Genomic DNA, 22,930 nt, shown 5'->3' on the forward strand with positions numbered 1-22,930 from the left:
TATATTTAATTTTGCTCTTGACTTATGTATAGTTTTAAGTAATACTATTAATGTAAAAATTGTAGATAATATCAGGGAGCTGTAAGAGTTGAGAAAAAAAACAGATGCCAAAGTCAAGAAAGTATATAAAGGAAGTATAGCTGATGAAGCCGGAATTGTACCTGGAGATATAATAAACAAAATTAATGGCGAAGAGATTCATGATATATTAGAGTATAAATTTCTCACAAGTGATGAAGAGTTGGAATTAGAAGTCATAAAAAACAGTGGAGATGTGGAAATAATTTCTATATATAATGAAGAATACGAAGATCTGGGTATTGTATTTGAAAATCCTTTAATTGATAAAGCAAAATTTTGTTCTAATAAATGCATTTTTTGTTTTATTGATCAGCTACCCCAAAACATGCGAAAAACTTTATATTTTAAGGATGATGATTCAAGGCTGTCTTTTTTACAGGGTAACTATGTTACTCTTACTAATATGTGTGACAGGGATATCAGTAGAATAATCAAGTTCCGGTTGAGTCCAATCAATATATCGGTTCATACAACTAATCCTGAACTAAGAATTAAGATGCTGGGTAATCATAAAGCTGGACAGATAATGGAGCAAATAAGGCTATTGGCTCAGGCACACATTACCATGAACTGCCAGATTGTTTTATGTAGAGGTATTAATGATGGTAATGAGTTAGATAGAACTTTGAATGACATTACATCCTTATATCCTCATGTAAATAGTGTTTCAGTAGTTCCGGTTGGATTGACAGTTTATAGAGACAGGTTGTATGAGCTTGTTCCCTATAATAAAGAATCGTCGTTGGAGGTTATCCTGCAAGTAGAGGCGTGGCAAAAAAAAATGCTTAGAAAGTATGGCTCCAGAATAGTTTTTTTAGCTGATGAATTCTATATTATGGCATCCAGGCCCATTCCCTCTTATAAGTATTATGAGGGTTTTCCACAAATAGAAAATGGTGTTGGACTTATTGCCTCAATGCAGGAAGAATTTAATCAGGGAATTAAAAAGCTTAAAAAACAAATCATACTTGATAATAGATGTATAAGTATAGCCACCGGTGTTTCAGCAAAATCATTTATAGATTCCCTGGTCAATAAGTTGCAGTCAAAAATCTCCGGACTGGAAGTGAAAGTCCATGCAATAAAAAATATGTTTTTTGGAGAGAATGTAACTGTTGCAGGCCTGGTTACCGGAAAAGATATTATAAACCAATTAAAGGGAAAAGAGCTGGGAAGTGAACTGCTTATCCCGGCAACTATGCTGAGAAGTGACAGGGATATTTTTTTAGATGATACAAGTATTGAAGATGTAGAACAAGCATTAAAAGTAAAAGTTGTTACCGTAGAAAATAATGGATTTGATTTTATTGCTAAGGTAATAGGTACTAATAATATTGACAATTTGGAGGAATAACAATGTCTAAACCTATTGTAGCTATTGTAGGAAGACCTAATGTAGGAAAATCTACATTATTTAACAAAATTGTAGGGCAGAGGATATCGATCGTTGAAGATACCCCAGGGGTTACGAGAGATAGAATTTATGCTGAAGCTGAATGGTTGGGCAGACATTTTACCCTCATTGATACAGGCGGAATTGAACCAGAAAGTAAAGATGAAATATTGGCGCAGATGCGTAAACAGGCAGAAATTGCAATAGAAACATCTCATGTAATTATTTTTTTGGTTGATGTAAAAGATGGAATGACAGCATCTGATAAAGATGTGGCCAGTATACTGCAGAAATCGGGTAAGCCTATTGTTCTAGCCTGCAATAAGGTTGACAATATAGGCCAGCCGCCCCTCGAATTATACGAATTCTATAATTTGGGATTAGGAGATCCTATTGCAATTTCATCTGTTCATGGTTTAGGCATCGGAGATCTTCTTGATGAAGTATCCAAACATTTTCCGGATGCTGATCAAGATGGGTATGCGGACGATGTGATAAAAGTAGCAGTTATAGGAAAGCCTAATGCTGGAAAATCATCCTTGGTAAATAAGGTTCTGGGAGAAGAAAGAGTAATTGTCAGTGATGTTCCGGGGACTACCAGGGATGCAATTGACACATATTTTGAAAAAGACGGACAAAATTATGTGTTTATCGATACTGCCGGAATGAGAAAAAAAGGTAAAATCTTTGAAAACATCGAAAGATATAGCGTTATACGTTCTCTTGCTGCAGTTGAAAGGTCCGATGTATGCCTGATTATGATTGACGCTTCCGAAGGTGTAACAGAACAAGATACAAAGATTGCGGGTTTTGCACATGAACAGGGTAAGGCATCAATTATTGTAATAAATAAATGGGATCTTATTGAAAAAGATGACAAAACCATGAATCTTTTTAGACAAGATGTAATGGATAAACTAAGTTTTATGACCTATGCGCCCATAGCATTTATTTCGGCTAAAACCGGTCAAAGGGTTGAAAAATTATTTGAATTAATAAAATATGTATCGAATCAACATGCAATGAGAATTTCCACAGGAATGCTGAACGATATCATAAATGAAGCAGTAGCAAAAACACAGCCGCCTTCTGATAAAGGCAAAAGATTAAAAATATTATATGTAACACAAGCATCAGTAAAACCCCCTACATTTGTTATTTTTGTAAATGATAAAGAATTAATGCATTTTTCCTATGAAAGGTATATAGAAAACCAAATTCGTGGTGCTTTCGGTTTAGAGGGAACACCAGTAAGATTTATTATAAGGGAAAGGTCAAAGGAGTGAGGAAATGAAAATTTTGTTGGCAGTGTTAATTTCTTATTTGTTGGGAAGCATTAATAGTTCAATATTGGTGGGCAGGTTATGGGCTAACATCGATATAAGAAAATATGGGAGTGGGAATGCCGGTGCTACCAATACTCTCAGAACGCTCGGCAAATCAGCAGCTGCTGTTGTGTTAATTGGAGATGTCTTAAAAGGCATTATAGGAGTTATTATTGGCAGATACCTTGCAGGAGAAATGGGAGCATTAACTGCCGGAATAGCATGCGTTTTGGGACATAACTTTCCTATATACTTTGGATTTAAAGGTGGAAAGGGGATTCTTACTTCTGCAGGAGTTATTTTTATGATTAACTGGAAAATAGGTCTTGTTCTAGCTGTTCTTGTACTGCTTATCATAGCAATAACGAGATATGTGTCGCTAGGTTCCATTATCGGTGCATCTTTATATCCTGTTGTAGTGCTATTGTTTGATAGAAGGGGAATAGAATATATCATTTTTGCTGTTTGGATTGCTGTATTAGCCGTATACAGGCATAAAACGAATATTAAGAGGCTGCTGGATGGGACCGAATCGAAGCTGGGTAGTAAAGTAAAAGTGTAAGTATCGATATTATTTATAAGAATGAGGGAGATAAAATTATGAGTATAAGTGTTGGGGTAGTAGGCTCAGGGAGTTGGGGAACTGCTTTAGCTGTAATGTTAAGTAAAAAAGGATACAATGTAAATTTGTGGTCATGGTTGGAAGATGAGTCAAAACGATTAGCAGAGACCAGGGAAAATATAGAACTTCTTCCGGGAATTATTATTCCTAGTAATGTGACGTGTACATGGGACCTGGAAAAATGTATAAGTAATGTCGATATTGTTGTAACGGCTGTTCCCTCTCATGCAGTGAGGTCGACTGCAAGAAAACTTAAAGACCTTGTCCAAAAAGATCAGGTTATTGTAAATGTATCTAAAGGCCTGGAAGAGAGTACCTTAATGAGGCTTTCAGAAGTAATCTCTGAAGAAATTCCACATGCAAAAATTGCGGTAATGTCTGGGCCAAGCCATGCTGAAGAAGTTGCAAGGGATATACCTACCACTAATGTAGTAGCATCAAAAGAACGAGAAATTGCTGAATTAGTACAAGACGTATTTATGAATCCAAAATTTCGCGTCTATACGAACCCGGATATTATTGGAGTAGAGTTAGGAGGTTCATTAAAGAATGTCATTGCATTAGCTGCTGGAATTTGTGATGGCTTGGCTTTTGGAGATAATACCAAAGCAGCATTGATGACCAGGGGCATAGCAGAAATTGCCCGGTTAGGGGTAACAATGGGTGCAAAACTGGAAACTTTTGCAGGTTTGTCGGGAATCGGAGATCTAATTGTTACATGTACCAGTATGCACAGTAGGAACCGTAGAGCCGGAATACTCATTGGCAAAGGAAAGTCATTAGAAGAGGCACTTCAAGAAGTGCACATGGTAGTAGAAGGAGTTAATACCACCCGGGCTGCCTATCGGTTAGCTCAAAAACATAACGTCGAGATGCCTATTGTTAATGAAGCTTATCACGTGTTATTTGAACAAAAGAACCCTAAAGTTGCTGTAGTGGATTTGATGATGAGAAGCAAAACCCATGAAATGGAAGAAGTAGTGATTGAAAAATATAACTGGTAAGTTAAAAAAAGTAAAAGCTGGAAATATGGCTTTTACTTTTTTTATTAATATGAATTTACAAAGTATAATTTCCTACATATCAATAAAGTTAACTTTACAATCTTTTTCAAAGATATTGTTATATTATTTTTTTCATTTAGTAATAAAGATAGATAACCAGCAATATATATATATTGATAAACATGTACTAGTACAGTATTATATGTAAATAAATTGTCCACTACCAAAATTCTTGATATTGCTAGAAAAGGGGGCATTAAAATGGAAAACTACAATATATATCAGGATATAGCCGAAAGGACGGAAGGAGACATATATATAGGTGTAGTTGGGCCTGTACGTACCGGGAAATCCACCTTCATCAAAAAATTTATGGACCTTTTGGTTATTCCTAATATTGAAAACAGTTATAGAAAAGAAAGAACCAGGGATGAACTGCCTCAAAGTGCAGCAGGAAAAACAATCATGACTACTGAGCCCAAGTTTGTGCCAAATGAAGCAGTTGAGATCGCTTTAGGAGATAATGCAACATTAAAAGTAAGATTAATAGATTGTGTAGGTTATATAGTAAACGGTGCGTTAGGTCATATAGAAAACAATGCGCCCAGAATGGTAAGTACCCCCTGGTTTGAACAGGAAATACCTTTTTATCAGGCAGCTGAGATTGGTACAAGAAAAGTAATAACCGAACATTCCACAATAGGTCTTGTAATCACTACTGATGGAAGCATAACAGATATACCAAGAGAAGACTATGTCGATGCGGAGGCTAGGGTTGTAAGGGAACTGAAAGAAATTAACAAGCCCTTTATCATGCTTCTCAATTCTACCAAACCTTATGACCAAGAAGTTCAAAAACTTAGAGAAGACCTGGAAAACAAGTATGCTATCCCTGTGATGGCGGTGAACTGCGCACAACTGCAGATAGATGATATTAATACCATCATGGAAAAAGTACTGTTTGAATTCCCGTTAAAAGAGATAGGTATTAATATGCCAAAGTGGGTAGATGCATTAGAAAATGGGCATTGGCTAAGGGTAAGTATGATTAACGCGATCAAAGAATCTCTTAAAAATGTTTCCAAGATTAGAGAAGTCAAAATTGCAACTTCATCCCTCAATGGATATGATTTTATTGAAAAAGTATACTTTGATAAAATTGATTTAGGTCAAGGAAAAGTATTAATTGACATTGCTACCCCTGAAAACTTATTCTATAAAGTTTTAGGTGAAACCTCCGGATTTGACATTGATGGTGAAGATAAACTTATAACTCTCATGAAGGAACTATCTAATATCAAAAAGCAATACGACAAAATAGCTTTTGCTTTACACGAAGTTAAACAAAAAGGCTATGGAATTGTTTCACCTACTATTGATGAACTTACTCTTGAAGAACCGGAAATTGTAAAGCAAGGTAACAAGTTTGGTGTAAGATTAAGAGCTAGCGCACCTTCCATTCATATGATTAGAGCAGATATTGAAACAGAAGTATCCCCGATTGTCGGAACTGAAAAACAAAGTGAAGAACTGGTACATTATTTATTAAAAGAATTTGAGGTAGACCCAAGGAAAATTTGGGAATCAAATATTTTTGGAAAGTCCCTGCATGAGTTAGTCAACGAGGGCCTTCATAATAAGCTATATAGAATGCCTGAAGATGCTCAAATCAAATTGCAGGAAACGCTCCAAAAAATCATTAATGAAGGTAGTGGAGGTTTAATCTGTATAATACTATAAAAGTGCAAGGTATTAGGTGCAATAGGACTGATAATTGCACTTTTTTTCTTTTTAAAATTTAAAAATTATTGATTGACAAAATCAAAAGACTGTGTTAATATAATTTGGCAGGAACAAGTAATGTATATTTTATGTACTCTTTTATTAGTTTAATATTTGATTATCTGGGTGTGGCGCAGTTTGGTAGCGTGCTTGAATGGGGTTCAAGAGGCCGGGAGTTCAAGTCTCCCCACTCAGACCAAAATACACTGGTTTACCAGTGTATTTTTTTTTACCCAAAATAAACCTATGAATTCTTGGTGTAAAAACTTAAGCAATTAATAACATTTTATATACCCTTTGAATAATATGATATTGATTAAAACTAATAATCAATAAATTAGGGAGGTAGTAAATATGCAAAAACCTTGCACTGACTATGGTTATCCTGTCATGGGAGTATATATGCCACCGGTTCCGGTTATGCCAATTTGTCCTATGTTGGCAAGAGCATATGTGCCTTATCAGGTATACCATGCATCTTATGATTTGAAAGAAGCGCTAGATAAAGGTACTCTATACCCAGAGCTTGATCAACCTTACGAAGAAAAACATAGAGGATATATAAGGGAGGTATAGTTATGGAAATGAATTGTGAACAACTGGAGTTGTTGAAAGAAATTATGAAAGTAGAATTTGCTAATGTTGAAACAGCCCTTTATTTAGATACTCATCCTCAAGATGCTAAAGCACTAGCTGATCATAACAAATATGCTTACCGATTAGAAATGTTAAAAAAACAGTATGAGCAAAAATATGGGCCATTAACCCACTATGGGATGAGTGCATATCCATGGAAATACATCGAAAGCCCATGGCCTTGGGAAATAAATTATTAAGGAGGACTTGTCAATGTGGATATATGAGAAAAAGCTTGAATACCCAGCCAATGTTAGTTGTCCGGATCCCAGGATGGCAAAATTAATTATAGAGCAGTATGGGGGACCGGATGGGGAACTTGCAGCATCTCTCAGGTATTTAACCCAGAGATATACAATGCCTATTGAACAGGCGAAAGGATTACTGACCGATATTGGCACAGAGGAACTAGCGCATTTGGAAATTATAGCAACTTTAGTTTATAAGTTGATGGATGGTGCTACACCTGATCAATTGAAGCAAGCAGGATTGGCAGATTATTATGCAAATCATGATAAGGCGTTATTCTATGTAGATGCAGTCGGGAATCCATGGACGGCTACATATATTCAGTCGAAAGGTGACCCAATTGCCGATTTGCATGAAGATATGGCAGCAGAACAAAAAGCAAGAGCGACTTACGAAAATCTGCTTAATTTAACCGATGATCCATGTGTAAAAGATACATTGAGATTCTTAAGAGAAAGAGAAGTTGTTCATTTCCAGAGATTTGGCGAAGCGTTAAGACTAGTTCAAGAGTGGAAGGATAGTAAGAAAATATTCTAATAAAATAATAAAAAATACCTGCACAGATACAACTATGCAGGTATTTTTTATTTAACCATTTTAGAAAAATCATTGTAATATCCAAACGGTAAATATAACCTGCTATGTTAGTTAAATTAATGCGTTCTGCTAATTCATCCATACGAAAAGAATACTGTGGAAAGGCTTAGAGCCTGTTAATCCAGTTTTTTTATTCAAAAGGTGTTGACAGATTAAAAAGATTATGTTAGTATAGCATTTGTCGCTTCGGTAAGAAGTGATAAAAAATATCAGAAAAAAGTTGTTGACAAACAAACTTTGATTTGGTATAATGAGTTTCGCCGCTTGAGAGAGCGGTAAAGGAATTGGTCTTTGAAAAGTAAACAGCGTAAGAGGTTCTCGTTGATTATAGTTCACAGTTCACGGTTCGCAGTTCACAGAAGTGAGCGGTGAGAGTGAAAGTGTGAACAAAAAATGAGTAAACCTAGCGTACTTAATAAAGTAAGTCAGTAATAGTTTATGAGCTAAATTGAACGATTAATATATAACGGGGAACAGATTGGGTTGACAGAAGAGGTTCAGTGAACAGTGAACCGTGACCTGTGAACCGTGAACATATATTGAGAGTTTGATCCTGGCTCAGGACGAACGCTGGCGGCGTGCCTAACACATGCAAGTCGAGCGGAGGTATTGAAGGGAAACCTAAGATACCTTAGCGGCGGACGGGTGAGTAACGCGTGAGGAACCTGCCTTATACAGGGGGATAACACATCGAAAGATGTGCTAATACCGCATAAAGTCATCAGGACGCATGTCGTGATGACCAAAGGAGCAATCCGGTATAAGATGGCCTCGCGTCTGATTAGCTAGTTGGCAGGGTAACGGCCTACCAAGGCGACGATCAGTAGCCGACCTGAGAGGGTGACCGGCCACATTGGGACTGAGACACGGCCCAGACTCCTACGGGAGGCAGCAGTGGGGAATATTGCGCAATGGGGGAAACCCTGACGCAGCAACGCCGCGTGGAGGAAGAAGGTCTTCGGATCGTAAACTCTTGTCTTTAGGGACGAAAGATGACGGTACCTAAGGAGGAAGCCACGGCTAACTACGTGCCAGCAGCCGCGGTAATACGTAGGTGGCGAGCGTTGTCCGGAATTACTGGGTGTAAAGGGCGTGTAGGCGGGTAAGCAAGTCAGATGTGAAATACCGGGGCTCAACCCCGGGGCTGCATTTGAAACTGCATATCTTGAGTGCAGGAGAGGGAAGCGGAATTCCTAGTGTAGCGGTGAAATGCGTAGATATTAGGAGGAACACCAGTGGCGAAGGCGGCTTCCTGGACTGTAACTGACGCTGAGGCGCGAAAGCGTGGGGAGCGAACAGGATTAGATACCCTGGTAGTCCACGCCGTAAACGATGGATACTAGGTGTAGGAGGTATCGACCCCTTCTGTGCCGGAGTTAACACAATAAGTATCCCACCTGGGGAGTACGGCCGCAAGGTTGAAACTCAAAGGAATTGACGGGGGCCCGCACAAGCAGTGGAGTATGTGGTTTAATTCGAAGCAACGCGAAGAACCTTACCAGGGCTTGACATCCGGTGAATCCTCTAGAGATAGGGGAGTGCCTTCGGGAACACTGAGACAGGTGGTGCATGGTTGTCGTCAGCTCGTGTCGTGAGATGTTGGGTTAAGTCCCGCAACGAGCGCAACCCTTGTTGTTAGTTGCCAGCATTAAGTTGGGCACTCTAGCGAGACTGCCGGTGACAAATCGGAGGAAGGTGGGGACGACGTCAAATCATCATGCCCCTTATGTCCTGGGCTACACACGTACTACAATGGCTGTCAACAAAGGGAAGCAAGACCGTGAGGTGGAGCAAATCCCCAAAAGCAGTCCCAGTTCAGATTGTAGGCTGCAACTCGCCTACATGAAGTCGGAATTGCTAGTAATCGCGGATCAGCATGCCGCGGTGAATACGTTCCCGGGCCTTGTACACACCGCCCGTCACACCATGAGAGTCGGTAACACCCGAAGCCTGTGAGCTAACGGAAGAGGCAGCAGTCGAAGGTGGGGCCGATGATTGGGGTGAAGTCGTAACAAGGTAGCCGTATCGGAAGGTGCGGCTGGATCACCTCCTTTCTAAGGAGAGAAGTTCCAATTAATAATTAATAATTATTAAAGTAAGGAACGAATCCTATGGTCGATACATTACGATAAGTAATGTCTGAGAACGCTTACGCTGTTTAATTTTGAAAGACCAATTCATTAGTGGACAGTGAATAGTGGGGAGTGGGGAGAAAACCATTACCCATGAAAGCATGAAGCTAATAAAAGGTTTTTCAATAGTAGTGTAGAAGTGCAGAGTAGCAGAAGGGGAAACTCCCCACTAATCACTCCACACTCCTCACTGACAATGTACCTTGAAAACTAAACAATGTAAAGACATGAGGAAAAGATCATAGGGTAACTGCAGTGGAGAACACTGTATTACACTGTAATTTCAAAGGAAAACTTTACTCATATAATTCTAAAAACAGGAGAACACCAGAATGTTCAAAAAGTGAAGGATAAGGAAGTAAGGACTGGAGGAGGGAACTCCCCACTATCCACTTCCCACTCCACACTAAAACAAATGGTCAAGCTAGAAAGAGCGCAGGGTGGATGCCTTGGCATTAGGAGCCGAAGAAGGACGTGATAAGCTGCGAAAAGCTGCGGTGAGGCGCAAATAGCCTAAGACCCGCAGATATCCGAATGGGGGAACCCGGCCGGAGCAATATCCGGTCACCGTATAGTAAATCCATAGCTATGCGGGGGAATACCCGCTGAACTGAAACATCTAAGTAGGCGGAGGAAAAGAAAGAAACATCGATTCCCTAAGTAGTGGCGAGCGAAAGGGGAAAAGGCCAAACCAGGGGTAGAAATACCTTTGGGGTTGAGGACTGAAGACGGCATCACAGGAGCTAGCAGAACTACCTGGAAAGGTAGACCACAGGGGGTAAAAGTCCCGTATGCGAAAGCAAAAGTGAGCCATCAGGATCCGGAGTACCATCGGGCACGTGAAATCCGGTGGGAAGCAGGGAGGACCACCTCCCAAGCCTAAATACTACCTAATGACCGATAGAGGAAAGTACCGTGAGGGAAAGGTGAAAAGAACCCCGGGAGGGGAGTGAAAGAGAACCTGAAACCCTGTGTTTACAAGCAGACAAAGCACATTTAAGTGCGATGTCGTACTTTTTGTAGAACGGTCCGGCGAGTGTATGTATGCAGCGAGGTTAAGGTGTTAAGCACCGAAGCCGTAGGGAAACCGAGTGTGAAGAGCGCGTAAAGTTGCATGCATACGACCCGAAACCGGGTGACCTACCCATGGACAGGATGAAGCGGGAGTAAAGTCTCGTGGAGGTCCGAACCCACCACTGTTGAAAAAGTGGGGGATGAGCTGTGGGTAGCGGAGAAATTCCAATCGAACTCGGAGATAGCTGGTTCTCCCCGAAATAGCTTTAGGGCTAGCCTCGGATTAATCTTATGGAGGTAAAGCACTGAATGGGCTAGGGGCCTTATCCGGTTACCGAACCCTATCAAACTCTGAATGCCATAGAGATGATGTCCGGGAGTCAGACTATGGGAGATAAGTTTCATAGTCAAAAGGGAAACAGCCCAGACCAACAGCTAAGGTCCCCAAATAGGTTTAAGTGGTAAAGGATGTGGAGTTGCTAAAACAACCAGGATGTTGGCTTAGAAGCAGCCATTCATTCAAAGAGTGCGTAATAGCTCACTGGTCGAGTGATTCTGCGCCGAAAATGTAACGGGGCTAAAACCTATACCGAAGCTTTGGATACGCAAGTATGGTAGGGGAGCTTTCTATGGTAGGCAGAAGCATGACCGAAAGGACATGTGGACGAGATAGAAGTGAGAATGCCGGAATGAGTAGCGAGAATTATGTGAGAATCATAATCGTCGAAAGCCTAAGGTTTCTTGAGGAAGGTTCGTCCGCTCAAGGTAAGTCGGGAGCTAAGGCGAGGCCGGAAGGCGTAGTCGATGCACATACGGTTGAAATTCCGTAACCACCGAAGCCGAAAAGTATGCAAGGGACGCAGGAAGATAGTCTGACCACACCGTTGGTAGAGTGTGGCGAAAGGGAGCGAAAACAAGTAGCGAAGCAGATGAATCTACACTGACAAGAAAAGCTTGCATATTGGTGAGGTGCCCGTACCGCAAACCGACACAGGTAGGTGAGGAGAGAATCCTAAGACGAACGGGAGAAGCGTTGTTAAGGAACTCGGCAAATTGACCCCGTAACTTCGGGAGAAGGGGTGCCTGGGAGACCAGGCCGCAGAGAATAGGCCCAAGCGACTGTTTAGCAAAAACACAGGTCTCTGCTAAGTCGAAAGACGACGTATAGGGGCTGACGCCTGCCCGGTGCTGGAAGGTTAAGGGGAAAGGTTAGCGAAGAGCGAAGCTTTGAACTTAAGCCCCAGTAAACGGCGGCCGTAACTATAACGGTCCTAAGGTAGCGAAATTCCTTGTCAGGTAAGTTCTGACCCGCACGAATGGCGTAACGACTTGGGCACTGTCTCAACAGCGCGCCCGGCGAAATTGTAGTACCAGTGAAGATGCTGGTTACCCGCGACTAGACGGAAAGACCCCATGGAGCTTTACTGCAGCCTGATATTGGATTTTGGTATTTCATGTACAGGATAGGTGGGAGACTAAGAAATATGCACGCCAGTGTATATGGAGTCGACGTTGGGATACCACTCTTGAGATACCGAAATTCTAACCAGTACCCGTAAGCCGGGTATGGGACACTGTCAGGTGGGCAGTTTGACTGGGGCGGTCGCCTCCTAAAAGGTAACGGAGGCGCTCAAAGGTTAGCTCAGCGCGGTCGGAAATCGCGCAAAGAGTGTAAACGCAAAAGCTAGCCTAACTGCGAGACGGACAGGTCGAGCAGTAACGAAAGTTGGAGTTAGTGATCCGGCGGTAAGAGAGTGGAATTGCCGTCGCTCAACGGATAAAAGCTACCCTGGGGATAACAGGCTTATCTCCCCCAAGAGTCCACATCGACGGGGAGGTTTGGCACCTCGATGTCGGCTCATCGCATCCTGGAGCTGAAGTAGGTTCCAAGGGTTGGGCTGTTCGCCCATTAAAGCGGTACGCGAGCTGGGTTCAGAACGTCGTGAGACAGTTCGGTCCCTATCTGTCGCGGGCGCAGGAAATTTGAAGGGAGCTGTCCTTAGTACGAGAGGACCGGGATGGACGCACCACTGGTGCACCAGTTGTACTGCCAAGTGCACAGCTGGGTAGCTAAGTGCGGCAGGGATAAACGCTGAAGGCATCTAAGCGTGAAGCCCCCCCTAAGATAAGATTTCCCATAGCAAAAGCTAGTAAGGTCCCATGAAGACTACATGGTAGATAGGTCAAAGGTGTAAGTGCAGTAATGCACTCAGCTGATTGATACTAATAGACCGAGGGCTTGACCAAGAAAGCAATTAACAATGAATAATTATTAAGGACGAGGTTAATTGCGGGAAAGAATATATGAAGAAGGTTTTTGCAAAAACCTCATGTCAAAGCATTGTTTAATTTTGAAGGTACATGAAACAGTTCACAGTTCATGGTTCACAGTTCACAGTAGAAAGGTGAATGGGGAACATGCTGGTGAACAAGAAAGAGTACCTGAGGCAATTAAAAGAGCAGGTTAAGAATTCAAACCGTGACCTGTGAACGAAAAATCAACACAGTTGAATTATCCGGTGACAATGACATGGAGGACACACCCGTTCCCATTCCGAACACGGTAGTTAAGCTCCATCGTGCCGATGATACTTGGAGGGGGACCTCCCGGGAAAGTAGGTCGTTGCCGGAACTGATCAAAAAGACATATCCAATTGGGTATGTCTTTTTTTGGTTTTTATTTATGATGCGACTTGCCCCAATGTAACATATTAAGTGTATTATATATAGATATATTTACGTATTAGATATGTCTATCTTTGCAGAAAAATTTAATAATTATGTAATAATATTTAATAATTTTGTAATATATTAAGTAAACCTGAGCAATAATGACTTAATGCATTATAATAGCAGCTAATTTAAATATATAAAATTAGACCTATACAAAATATTATGGTAAACTAAAATTGCTGAATCTTTATTAATAAATAAAGAACGGGGGAACAAACATATTGGGGTGAAGCCAATTATTAGGCAGGGTGTTGTCTCCTTTTACCTAACCCGTCAACTAACCTCGTAAGCAAACAAAAGGAAAGGATGTTATTTATGAATATTAAAAAAGCAGTAATTTTAGGAACTGTAGGTTTAATGATTTCAGTCGGAAGTATTACATATGCTGCTCCAGTATCTGCACAAACAGTTACGAATAATGCAGTAATCATGAAAGTAGGGTCAAGTGGGAAAGCAGTAACGGATCTACAGCTTAAATTGAAACAACTGGGATATTTTAATGTTGATGTGACGGGATATTATGGTTCTATAACTAAAGCTTCGGTTATAAGATTTCAAAGAGATAACGGTTTAATAGTTGATGGGATTGCAGGGCCCCAGACTATGTCAGCACTTAATAGAAAGGTTTCAAATAAAAATGAAGTTTCCCGAAGTAAAGTATCTTCACAAACTCTTTTAGTACCATGGTTTTCAGAGGCAGAAAATATTTTTCCAAGAGGTGCAGTTGCAACTGTAACAGATGTTGACACAGGTTTAAGTTTTAAAGTTAAAAGGGTTGCTGGATACAATCATGCAGATGTTGAGACACTTACCCAAAAAGATACAGAAATCTTAAAGAAGATATATGGCGGTAATTGGAGTTGGGAAAGAAGGGCAATTATTGTAAATGTAAATGGAAGAGAGATGGCCGCTTCAATAGCAGCGATGCCACATGCCGGAAGAGATGATCAGCCTTTTGGTAAAATAGTGGATAATAGAAGCGGAGGGTATGGCAGAGGGGCAAATTTAGATGGTGTTAAAAATAATAATATGTCAGGGGTTGTAGATATACACTTCTATAAAAGCAAAACTCATGGAACCGACCGGGTTGATGAACGGCACCAGCAAATGGTTTTAAAGGCTGCACAAAGTAAATAAAAGTAGTCGTAATTTATTTACGACTACTTTTATTAATATTACATCATTATTATTTGCCAGCCATGCCCTGTTCAACTTGTTGAATCATTTTCTTAACCATCTGTCCGCCAACAGAACCAGCCTGTCTGGCTGTTAAGTCACCGTTATAACCCTGCTTCAAGCTAACGCCAACTTCACTGGCAGCTTCCATTTTAAATCTGTCTAATGCTGCTCTAGCTTCAGGAACTAATTTTTTATTAGTATTAGGCATCGATATCACCTCCATTAATATAGTTTCCTATAAAAAGAAACTTTATTAATGTATATTATGGTAATTTAGTAATATTTATGTACATATCTATTTACCCCAGTTAAAAAATCCACTCAAAAGACTTTGTTTTTTTCCAGTATTGATGATTTCTTTACTTTGTCTTTGTTCACTTATCTCTTCTTTTTTCTTTTCTTCGGATATTAAATGTTTTTGTTCACGGGCCATATCCTTAATTTTATTTTTTGCCGTTCGGTTACAAAGCACCCTACTATACCATAATAAAGCGTTGGAATTATCATCTAATCTTCTGTACAATTCCCCTATAAGATAAGTTAGACTAGCTTCATCCATTCCCGCTATAGGGAAACGTTCTTTTTCAAAAGCATCTATAAATCCCTGGAGCGCCTGGTAAAGGAATTTTTTTTCATTTTCTAAATCTTTTTTCAATCTGTTTAACCAGCCAAGCTTAAGGCATATAAGTGCTCTTTCACTGGTTTTTGCATTTTTGACAATCGCATTAAGCAGCACAAGTTTATAGCGCTCAATAGCAACATCTACGTCATATACGGGACCATAATTTTTTGGCTTCCATTTGGAACATATTTTTTCACGTATCGCTTTAATTTGCTGGACAGAAACACTATGAAATTGAGAGGAAATAGCAGCATAGCCACATTGTATACATACCCATGCATCATAAAGCATTGGGTTTGGACCCTTATAATAAACCATAAAATCGCTATCCCGGGATAGTATCCTTACGCTTGATGATCTAACTGCACGTACAGAAATGTTTGAACCACAAACGGGACATTGTATTTTGCGGTCAAACAGATAATCTTCTTCATTCTTGTCCATGGCCTTCTTTTGTTCGGTCTTTTCATCTTCTTTTTTATATATTGAAATATCATCCAGGTTATCAAATCCGAGACTTTTTAGTCCTTCAAATAATTCACTGTCAAAATTTGTCCCCACTTTTTGTCCCCCTTTATCAAAATATATATAAGTATTACTAAGTACTTTACATTGTCTATTTTAGTTCAGAGTTCACAGTTCACGGTTCACAGGATTTTCTTGGCTAATTTCTGTGAACTGAGAACTGTGAACCGTGAACTGTGACCTTATTGACTTTATCTGCCATGTAAAAACATTATTTTACATTGGTTATCGATATATCGTCTGCAATTTTTCGAGCACAACATAGTAATATTATATCAGAACAACTGGTAGGACTAAAGTCTTACTTACTATTTTTTGATATTTTCAATTACTTTATATGTACAAAATATGATAACTTTACACTTTCAAAACTGGGTGCATTTAATTTAGTTGATGAATATTATGGAAAGAATGTTGCGAAAAGGCTTAGAGCCTGTTAACGCAACGGAGGAAAAGCCGCATCACCTAAAAAATATACACCTTCGAAACTTTATTTGGTTTGCAAAATTTATGTAATTAATATACAATAATAAAATGGAAAATTTAAACGTGTTTAGGGTAATAATATTATTATGATTTTCAATGAGGTGGTAGCTTATGCAAAAAGAAATTTATCTAGATAACAGTGCAACAACTAAACCTTACATAGAAGTGGTAGATGCAATGGTAGAGACGCTAACGGATAATTACGGGAATCCATCTTCGTTGCATATAAAGGGTATTAATGCAGAAAGGGCAATCAAGAAGTCCAGGGAAATCATTGCCAGAGCTTTAGACGTAAAGAGCAGTGAGCTTTTTTTTACTTCCGGCGGCACAGAATCCAATAATATAGCAATTAGAGGGATAGCTGCAGCAAATAAGAAGAGAGGCAACCATCTTATTACATCTGTCATAGAACATCCTTCAGTATTAAATACTTTTAAATATCTTGAAGAAGAAGGTTTCAGAGTATCGTATATACAAGTAGATAAAAACGGAATAATAGATTTAGGACAGTTGGAAAAAGCCATATGTAACGATACCATCCTGGTAAGTATAATGCATGTAAATAATGAAGTTGGAACTATCCAGCCTATTAAAGAAGTTAGGGACATATTGGATTTAAAACAATCAAAAGCTATATTCCATGTTGATGCAATACAATCTTTTGGAAAGATTTCATTTACACCAAAACAATTTGGAATCGACTTATTATCTGTTAGTGCACATAAGATTCATGGACCAAAAGGCGTGGGGGCACTATTTATAAAAAAAGGCGTATTAATAAAACCTATTGTCTATGGAGGAAATCAGGAACTTAATATGCGTTCAGGAACTGAAAACGTCCCTGGAATTATAGGATTTGGAAAGTCAGTTGAACTAACTTTTCAAAATCTAAATAATGCAATCTCAACCATGAATGAGCTCAAAGAAACTTTGAAGAAAAAGATAATAGAAAAAATAGATAAAATAATTATAAATGGACAAGTTGCCGGTAAAAATGCACCTCATATATTAAATGTTTCTTTTCCGGGAATTAGAGCAGAGGTTCTTCTTCATGCATTGGAAGATAAGGGGATATTTGTTTCTACCGGGTCAGCCTGTTCTTCAAACAAACCTTCTCCCAGTCACGTTTTAACTGCAATGGGTGTTGAACGTGAATGTATTGAAGGGGCAATAAGATTCAGTGTATCTGCATTTAATACTTTAGAAGATATAGAATATTGTGTAGAACAGTTAAGTACCATCATTCAACAGTTGAGAAAATATACACGGAGGTAAAAAAATGAACGAATTGGTATTAGTGAAATATGGAGAAATAATATTAAAGGGTTTAAATAGACCGCTATTTGAAGATAAACTTGTTAGAAATATTAAAGCAGTTTTACATGATCTTGGAAAGATTAAAATTACCCGGGCACAGGCTACTATTTATATTGAACCAGTTACTGATAATATTGAAATTTCAAAAATAATAGAGAGACTAAAAAAGGTTTTTGGAATTGTCTCTATAAGTCGTGTGGCAAAAGTAGAAAAAAACATAGATTCAATCAAGAAAAAAGCTGCTGAATACTTGCTGCCTGTATTAGCCAACCATAAGACTTTTAAAGTGGAAACGAAGCGGGCGGACAAACGGTTTCCTTTAAAATCTCCCGAAATCAGCAGGGAAGTAGGTGGATATATTTTAAGCCAGGTTACCCATCTAAAGGTGGATGTTAATAATCCTGACATAGTTGTGAATGTTGAGGTTAGGGATACCTCAGCATATGTATATACTGAGAAAATTTCCGGAGTAGGTGGTATGCCAATCGGTACTAACGGAAAAGCGACATTGCTCTTGTCCGGTGGTATTGACAGTCCAGTTGCAGGATGGATGATTGCCAAAAGAGGTGTTGAAATTGAAGCGGTCCATTTCTTCAGCTATCCCTATACCAGTGAGCGGGCTAAGGATAAGGTGATTGAACTCACGAAAATATTAGCTTCTTACTGTGGAAAGATCAAATTGCATATAGTACCTTTTACTGATATACAATTGAAAATCCATGAAAAGTGCCCTGATGAACAACTTACTCTAATAATGAGAAGATTTATGATGAAAATAGCTGAAAAAATTGCTTTAAAAAATAATTCTAATGCACTCATTACGGGAGAAAGCCTGGGACAGGTTGCCAGTCAAACCATACAAAGCCTTGGAGTAACAAATGCCGCAGTAGACTTACCGGTATTCCGTCCTTTGATTGGGATGGATAAGGACGAAATTGTCGCCATAGCAAGAAAAATCGAAACCTTTGAAATATCCATCTTACCCTATGAAGATTGCTGTACAGTTTTTGTTCCTAAACATCCAAAAACAAAACCTCAATTGAGTAAGCTGCTGGAATCGGAATCTCACCTTGATGTAGAAGGAATGGTCGATACGGCTGTAAATGAAACAGAAGTGTTGGAAATAGTTATTGAAAGGTAGAGGAATAGTTCATAGTAAGCTGTAAACTTTAAACGGATTATCATACTTTCCAGATTTATTTCCGTACAATCTTATAGAATATTTCAAAATCGCACTGGAGGCGTAAAAATGGAAAAGAAATTATATCTTTCTAATACCGATAAAAAATGGGCAGGAGTATGTGGTGGAATTGGCGAATATTTTGGGGTAGATTCGACCCTTATTAGGTTACTATGGGTAGTAGCTACTATTTTTTCTGTGGGTTTAGGCGGACTTATCGCCTATCTGGTTGCCTGGGCTATCATACCGCCTAAGCCTGACGGGATTTAGTATAAAAATAGCTTCTCTGAGCAATCAAGCATATTTTCATCATTATTTGTGCCGGGTGCGCCCGGCATGGGCGTTAGTATGAAAATCGTTCATGGTTCGCAGTTCTTGGTTAATGGGCATAAAAATATTCATTTTACTATGAACTACGAACCATGAACTTTTTATTCATATCTTAATCAATCGGTATTTGTTTTATAACATCTTTTAATGCTGATGCAGATTTTCTTAATAACTGTACTTCTTCATCAGCTAAAGGCACTTCTAAAATTCTATCAATACCTTTTTCATTAACAATTGTAGGCAAACTTAAACATACATCATTAATACCATACTGTCCGGTCATTAGACTGGATACGGTTAAGATTGAACGTTCATCCCTTAATATACATTCTACAATTCTTCTTACCGCCAGGGCAACAGCATAATAGGTTGCGCCTTTCTTTTCAATGATTTTGTATGCGGCATTTTTTACATTTTCATAGGTTTCCTGTTTAGAATATCCTTCACATTTTGCGCAATAATTGCAGAATTCTTCCATAGTCATTCCGGCAATATTTGTCAGACTCCAGGCTGCAACTTCTGTATCCCCATGTTCACCTAGTATATATGCATGAATATTTCTTGCATCAACTCCTGTATGCTGGCTAAGCAAAAATTTAAATCTTGATGTATCCAGAACTGTCCCAGAGCCAATTACTTTTTTTGGTGAAAGTCCGGAAATCCTTAAAGTTACATATGTAAGAATGTCTATGGGATTGGTTACAATTAGCAATATAGAATCCTCACAATACTTTATGATTTCAGGAACAATTGATTTGAAAATTTCAGTATTCTTTTTTACTAAATCGATCCGGGTTTCCCCAGGCTTTTGATTAGCTCCGGCAGTGATAATTACAATATCGGAGCCGTGGCAATCTTTAAAATCTCCAGCCGTAATCTGTACCGGGCGCACAAAAGGCATACCATGATTCATATCCATGACATCACCTTCGGCCTTGTCTTTGTTAATATCTACAATGACAATTTCCGATACCAGTCCGCTAAGCATCAATGTATACGCTGTTGTAGATCCTACAAATCCAGCACCAACTACTGATATTTTACCTGTAATCTTGTGAAGCATATGATAACCTCCTCGATATAATATAAAAACAGTTTTTCTTTATAAAAGTATACCCAGTACAATAAAGAATTAACAAAAATAGCATGATAAATTTAATAAATTGTGCTAAAATTATACAGTAGTACTCTTTATATTAGTCAAAAATATTGAAGGAGGCTGGTTTTATGAACGCGGAAATCATTGCTGTAGGAACTGAATTACTCTTGGGTCAAATATTAAATACTAATGCACAATTTTTATCCGTTGAGCTTTCAAATCTGGGAATTGATGTATATTTTCAAACGGTAGTAGGAGATAATCAGAAACGTTTGGAAGAAACACTGCAAACCGCACTAAAAAGGGCGGATATTGTTATTCTAACAGGCGGCCTTGGCCCTACCAAAGATGATTTAACAAAGGAAACAATTGCTCAGGTGCTAAATCTTCAGTTAAAACTTCATCAGGAAAGCTTGGATAAAATAAAAGAATTTTTTGCCAAAATGCACCGGGTGATGGCTTCCAATAATGAAAAGCAGGCTTTTCTGCCTGAGGGAAGTATAATACTGCCTAATAATAATGGAACAGCACCAGGATGTATCATCGAAAAAGACAATAACATCGTAATTATGCTTCCAGGACCACCTAAAGAAATGCAGCCCATGTTTAAGGAATACGTATACCCTTACTTACTCAAAAAATCACCATATACGATATATTCAAAGGTATTAAGAATATTTGGCATTGGAGAATCTTCTTTAGAGGAAAAATTGATTGATATTTTTGAAAATCAAAGTAATCCTACTATAGCTCCCTATGCAAAACAGGGTGAAGTAACTTTGAGAATCACTGCTAAATGTGAAAGCGAAGAGGTTGCAAAAGGTCTTATCGCGCCTGTTGAAGAACAAATAAGAAACCGGCTTGGGATAATGGTTTATGGGATAGAAGAAGAAAGTTTAGAAGAGGTAACTTGTAAACTTCTTATGGAGAAAAATTTAACCCTTGCAACTGCCGAATCGTGTACAGGAGGATTACTTGCTGAAAAAATTACAAGTACACCAGGTATATCCAAATGTTTTCATACAGGTGTAGTAACGTACAGTAATGAATCGAAAGTAAATCTATTAGGAGTATCACAGGATACTTTACAACAGTACGGAGCAGTTAGCTGCCAAACTGCGCTGGAAATGGCTAAAGGTATAAGGGAACGATCTAAAGCAGATATAGGAATTTCCATTACCGGTATTGCCGGTCCTGGGGGCGGAACCCCGCAAAAACCGGTAGGGCTTGTATATGTTGGAATGGCTACTCAACAAAAGTGCTGGTATAATGAACTGAGGCTTGTTGGGAATAGAGAAAGAATCAGAAACATAACCGTTATGAATGCTTTAGATATGTTAAGAAAATACCTTCTCACCGGTGAAACAAAGTAAGAATTTAAGGCTCTAAGCCTTTTCATAACGTTCTTTTCACAACATTCATCAACTAAAAAATATATACCCATATTTTACAAAATTAGTTGACCTTTACGTGTAAATAGGATATAATGAATAAGAACATTTGTTCTTGTGATATTAATTAATGATAAAGGCGGGAAAATGATGATAGAAAAGAAAAAAGCACTAGAAATGGCTCTTAGTCAAATTGAAAAGCAATTTGGTAAAGGAGCAATCATGAAATTGGGAGAAACCACTCATCTGAATATTGAAGCTATATCTACCGGAGCCCTCAGCCTTGACATTGCTCTTGGCGTTGGCGGAGTTCCCAGGGGAAGGATTGTAGAAGTCTTTGGCCCCGAATCCTCAGGTAAAACTACTGTCGCTTTACATGTTATAGCTGAAGCACAAAAAGCCGGAGGGGAAGCAGCTTTTATAGATGCTGAACATGCCCTTGACCCTGTTTATGCTCAAAAGTTAGGTGTTGACATAGAAAATCTTATTGTAGCACAACCGGATACCGGAGAACAAGCGTTAGAAATTGCTGAAGCTCTTGTAAGAAGCGGTGCTATTGATGTTATTGTCATTGACTCTGTAGCTGCGTTGGTTCCAAAAGCTGAAATTGATGGGGAAATGGGAGATGCTCATGTAGGTCTGCAGGCAAGACTTATGTCTCAAGCGCTTAGAAAGCTTGCAGGAGTTATTAGCAAGTCAAAGACAACAGCTATTTTTATTAACCAATTAAGAGAAAAAGTTGGGGTAATGTTTGGTAATCCTGAGACTACTCCCGGTGGTAGGGCTCTTAAGTTCTATGCTTCTGTCCGCCTGGATGTTAGAAAGGTGGAAACCTTGAAACAAGGAAATGATATGATAGGAAACAGGACAAAAGTAAAAGTCGTAAAAAATAAAGTTGCTCCTCCCTTTAAAGAAGCAGAATTTGATATTATATATGGGCAGGGAATTTCCAGAGAAGGAAATATTCTGGATACTGGAGTAAATATTGATATCATTAATAAAAGTGGAGCTTGGTTTTCTTATGGTGATATCAGATTGGGGCAAGGAAGAGAAAATGCAAAGCAGTATTTAAAAGAAAACCCGGAAATAGCGCAAGAAATTGAAAATAAAATTCGTGAGAATTTCAACCTGGCATTTTTAAAAAGTCTGCCATCTCCCGATAATATTATTGAAGAAGCTGAATAACACATGTATAATAATGATAGCCTCTCTATAACGTAGGGAGGCTATCAT

Annotated in this window: 17 protein-coding genes, 1 tRNA gene, 3 rRNA genes and 1 riboswitch; of the genes, 18 read left to right on the plus strand and 3 right to left on the minus strand. The window is 38.9% G+C overall.

Annotated features, from left to right (window positions below; all coding sequences use genetic code 11):
• The first annotated feature begins 88 nt into the window (after positions 1 to 88).
• The 13 genes from CIB29_RS02705 (at position 89) to CIB29_RS02775 (ending at position 14,705) form a co-directional block, all read left to right on the plus strand.
• Positions 89 to 1,435, plus strand: coding sequence for a DUF512 domain-containing protein (locus CIB29_RS02705; RefSeq protein ID WP_094546528.1), 1,347 nt, complete (start codon positions 89 to 91; stop codon positions 1,433 to 1,435).
• Between the two features lie 2 nt (positions 1,436 to 1,437).
• Entirely contained in the window at positions 1,438 to 2,760 is a 1,323-nt protein-coding gene (gene der, locus CIB29_RS02710; RefSeq protein ID WP_094546529.1) for a ribosome biogenesis GTPase Der, read from the plus strand.
• Between the two features lie 4 nt (positions 2,761 to 2,764).
• Entirely contained in the window at positions 2,765 to 3,361 is a 597-nt protein-coding gene (gene plsY, locus CIB29_RS02715) for a glycerol-3-phosphate 1-O-acyltransferase PlsY (protein WP_094546531.1), read from the plus strand.
• A gap of 38 nt (positions 3,362 to 3,399) precedes the next feature.
• Entirely contained in the window at positions 3,400 to 4,425 is a 1,026-nt protein-coding gene (locus tag CIB29_RS02720) for an NAD(P)H-dependent glycerol-3-phosphate dehydrogenase (RefSeq protein WP_094546533.1), read from the plus strand.
• Between the two features lie 261 nt (positions 4,426 to 4,686).
• A complete protein-coding gene (spoIVA, locus tag CIB29_RS02730; protein ID WP_094546537.1) occupies positions 4,687 to 6,165 on the plus strand; it encodes a stage IV sporulation protein A in 1,479 nt (492 codons plus the stop codon).
• 164 nt (positions 6,166 to 6,329) lie between these two features.
• A tRNA-Pro gene (locus tag CIB29_RS02735) sits at positions 6,330 to 6,406 on the plus strand.
• Between the two features lie 155 nt (positions 6,407 to 6,561).
• On the plus strand, positions 6,562 to 6,783 hold the full coding sequence (locus CIB29_RS02740) for a spore coat associated protein CotJA (RefSeq protein WP_198543719.1): 222 nt from the start codon (positions 6,562 to 6,564) through the stop codon (positions 6,781 to 6,783).
• 2 nt (positions 6,784 to 6,785) lie between these two features.
• On the plus strand, positions 6,786 to 7,043 hold the full coding sequence (locus tag CIB29_RS02745) for a spore coat protein CotJB (protein WP_278335817.1): 258 nt from the start codon (positions 6,786 to 6,788) through the stop codon (positions 7,041 to 7,043).
• Positions 7,044 to 7,056: 13 nt separating this feature from the next.
• Complete coding sequence (locus CIB29_RS02750) at positions 7,057 to 7,629, plus strand: manganese catalase family protein (protein WP_094546539.1); 573 nt, start codon at positions 7,057 to 7,059, stop codon at positions 7,627 to 7,629.
• A 595-nt stretch (positions 7,630 to 8,224) separates the two neighbouring features.
• Positions 8,225 to 9,743 (plus strand): 16S ribosomal RNA (locus CIB29_RS02755).
• A gap of 495 nt (positions 9,744 to 10,238) precedes the next feature.
• Positions 10,239 to 13,082: ribosomal RNA gene (locus CIB29_RS02760) — 23S ribosomal RNA — on the plus strand.
• A 268-nt stretch (positions 13,083 to 13,350) separates the two neighbouring features.
• Positions 13,351 to 13,467: ribosomal RNA gene (gene rrf / locus CIB29_RS02770) — 5S ribosomal RNA — on the plus strand.
• The 16S, 23S and 5S rRNA genes sit together here, the layout of an rRNA operon.
• Before the next feature lie 268 nt (positions 13,468 to 13,735).
• Positions 13,736 to 13,875: riboswitch (cyclic di-AMP (ydaO/yuaA leader) on the plus strand.
• Between the two features lie 8 nt (positions 13,876 to 13,883).
• A complete protein-coding gene (locus CIB29_RS02775; RefSeq protein ID WP_094546543.1) occupies positions 13,884 to 14,705 on the plus strand; it encodes a peptidoglycan-binding domain-containing protein in 822 nt (273 codons plus the stop codon).
• A gap of 49 nt (positions 14,706 to 14,754) precedes the next feature.
• Here the strand turns inward: CIB29_RS02775 and CIB29_RS02780 are convergent, their stop codons facing one another.
• Entirely contained in the window at positions 14,755 to 14,955 is a 201-nt protein-coding gene (locus CIB29_RS02780) for an alpha/beta-type small acid-soluble spore protein (protein ID WP_094546545.1), read from the minus strand.
• 87 nt (positions 14,956 to 15,042) lie between these two features.
• Positions 15,043 to 15,930 (minus strand): DUF2225 domain-containing protein, encoded by an 888-nt coding sequence (locus CIB29_RS02785; RefSeq protein ID WP_094546547.1) that lies wholly within the window; start codon positions 15,928 to 15,930, stop codon positions 15,043 to 15,045.
• A 561-nt stretch (positions 15,931 to 16,491) separates the two neighbouring features.
• On the opposite strand from CIB29_RS02785, the gene CIB29_RS02790 reads away from it, so the two are divergent.
• From CIB29_RS02790 to CIB29_RS02800, 3 genes are all read left to right on the plus strand, one after another.
• Positions 16,492 to 17,655: a cysteine desulfurase family protein gene (locus tag CIB29_RS02790; protein ID WP_094546549.1), complete on the plus strand. Its 1,164-nt coding sequence runs from the start codon at positions 16,492 to 16,494 to the stop codon at positions 17,653 to 17,655.
• Positions 17,656 to 17,659: 4 nt separating this feature from the next.
• A complete protein-coding gene (gene thiI / locus CIB29_RS02795) occupies positions 17,660 to 18,838 on the plus strand; it encodes a tRNA uracil 4-sulfurtransferase ThiI (RefSeq protein WP_094546551.1) in 1,179 nt (392 codons plus the stop codon).
• Positions 18,839 to 18,946: 108 nt separating this feature from the next.
• Positions 18,947 to 19,147 carry a PspC domain-containing protein gene (locus CIB29_RS02800; RefSeq protein ID WP_094546553.1) on the plus strand — a complete coding sequence of 67 codons (201 nt, stop codon included), beginning with the start codon at positions 18,947 to 18,949 and terminating at the stop codon, positions 19,145 to 19,147.
• 172 nt (positions 19,148 to 19,319) lie between these two features.
• Here the strand turns inward: CIB29_RS02800 and CIB29_RS02805 are convergent, their stop codons facing one another.
• Complete coding sequence (locus CIB29_RS02805) at positions 19,320 to 20,270, minus strand: L-lactate dehydrogenase (RefSeq protein WP_094546555.1); 951 nt, start codon at positions 20,268 to 20,270, stop codon at positions 19,320 to 19,322.
• Between the two features lie 164 nt (positions 20,271 to 20,434).
• Here CIB29_RS02805 and CIB29_RS02810 point away from each other — a divergent pair, with 164 nt between their 5' ends.
• Positions 20,435 to 21,679, plus strand: coding sequence for a competence/damage-inducible protein A (locus CIB29_RS02810; protein WP_094546557.1), 1,245 nt, complete (start codon positions 20,435 to 20,437; stop codon positions 21,677 to 21,679).
• A 168-nt stretch (positions 21,680 to 21,847) separates the two neighbouring features.
• Complete coding sequence (gene recA / locus CIB29_RS02815; RefSeq protein ID WP_094546559.1) at positions 21,848 to 22,882, plus strand: recombinase RecA; 1,035 nt, start codon at positions 21,848 to 21,850, stop codon at positions 22,880 to 22,882.
• Positions 22,883 to 22,930: the final 48 nt, after the last annotated feature.

Source organism: Petroclostridium xylanilyticum (assembly GCF_002252565.1).
Classification (GTDB): Bacteria; Bacillota; Clostridia; order SK-Y3; family SK-Y3; genus Petroclostridium; species Petroclostridium xylanilyticum.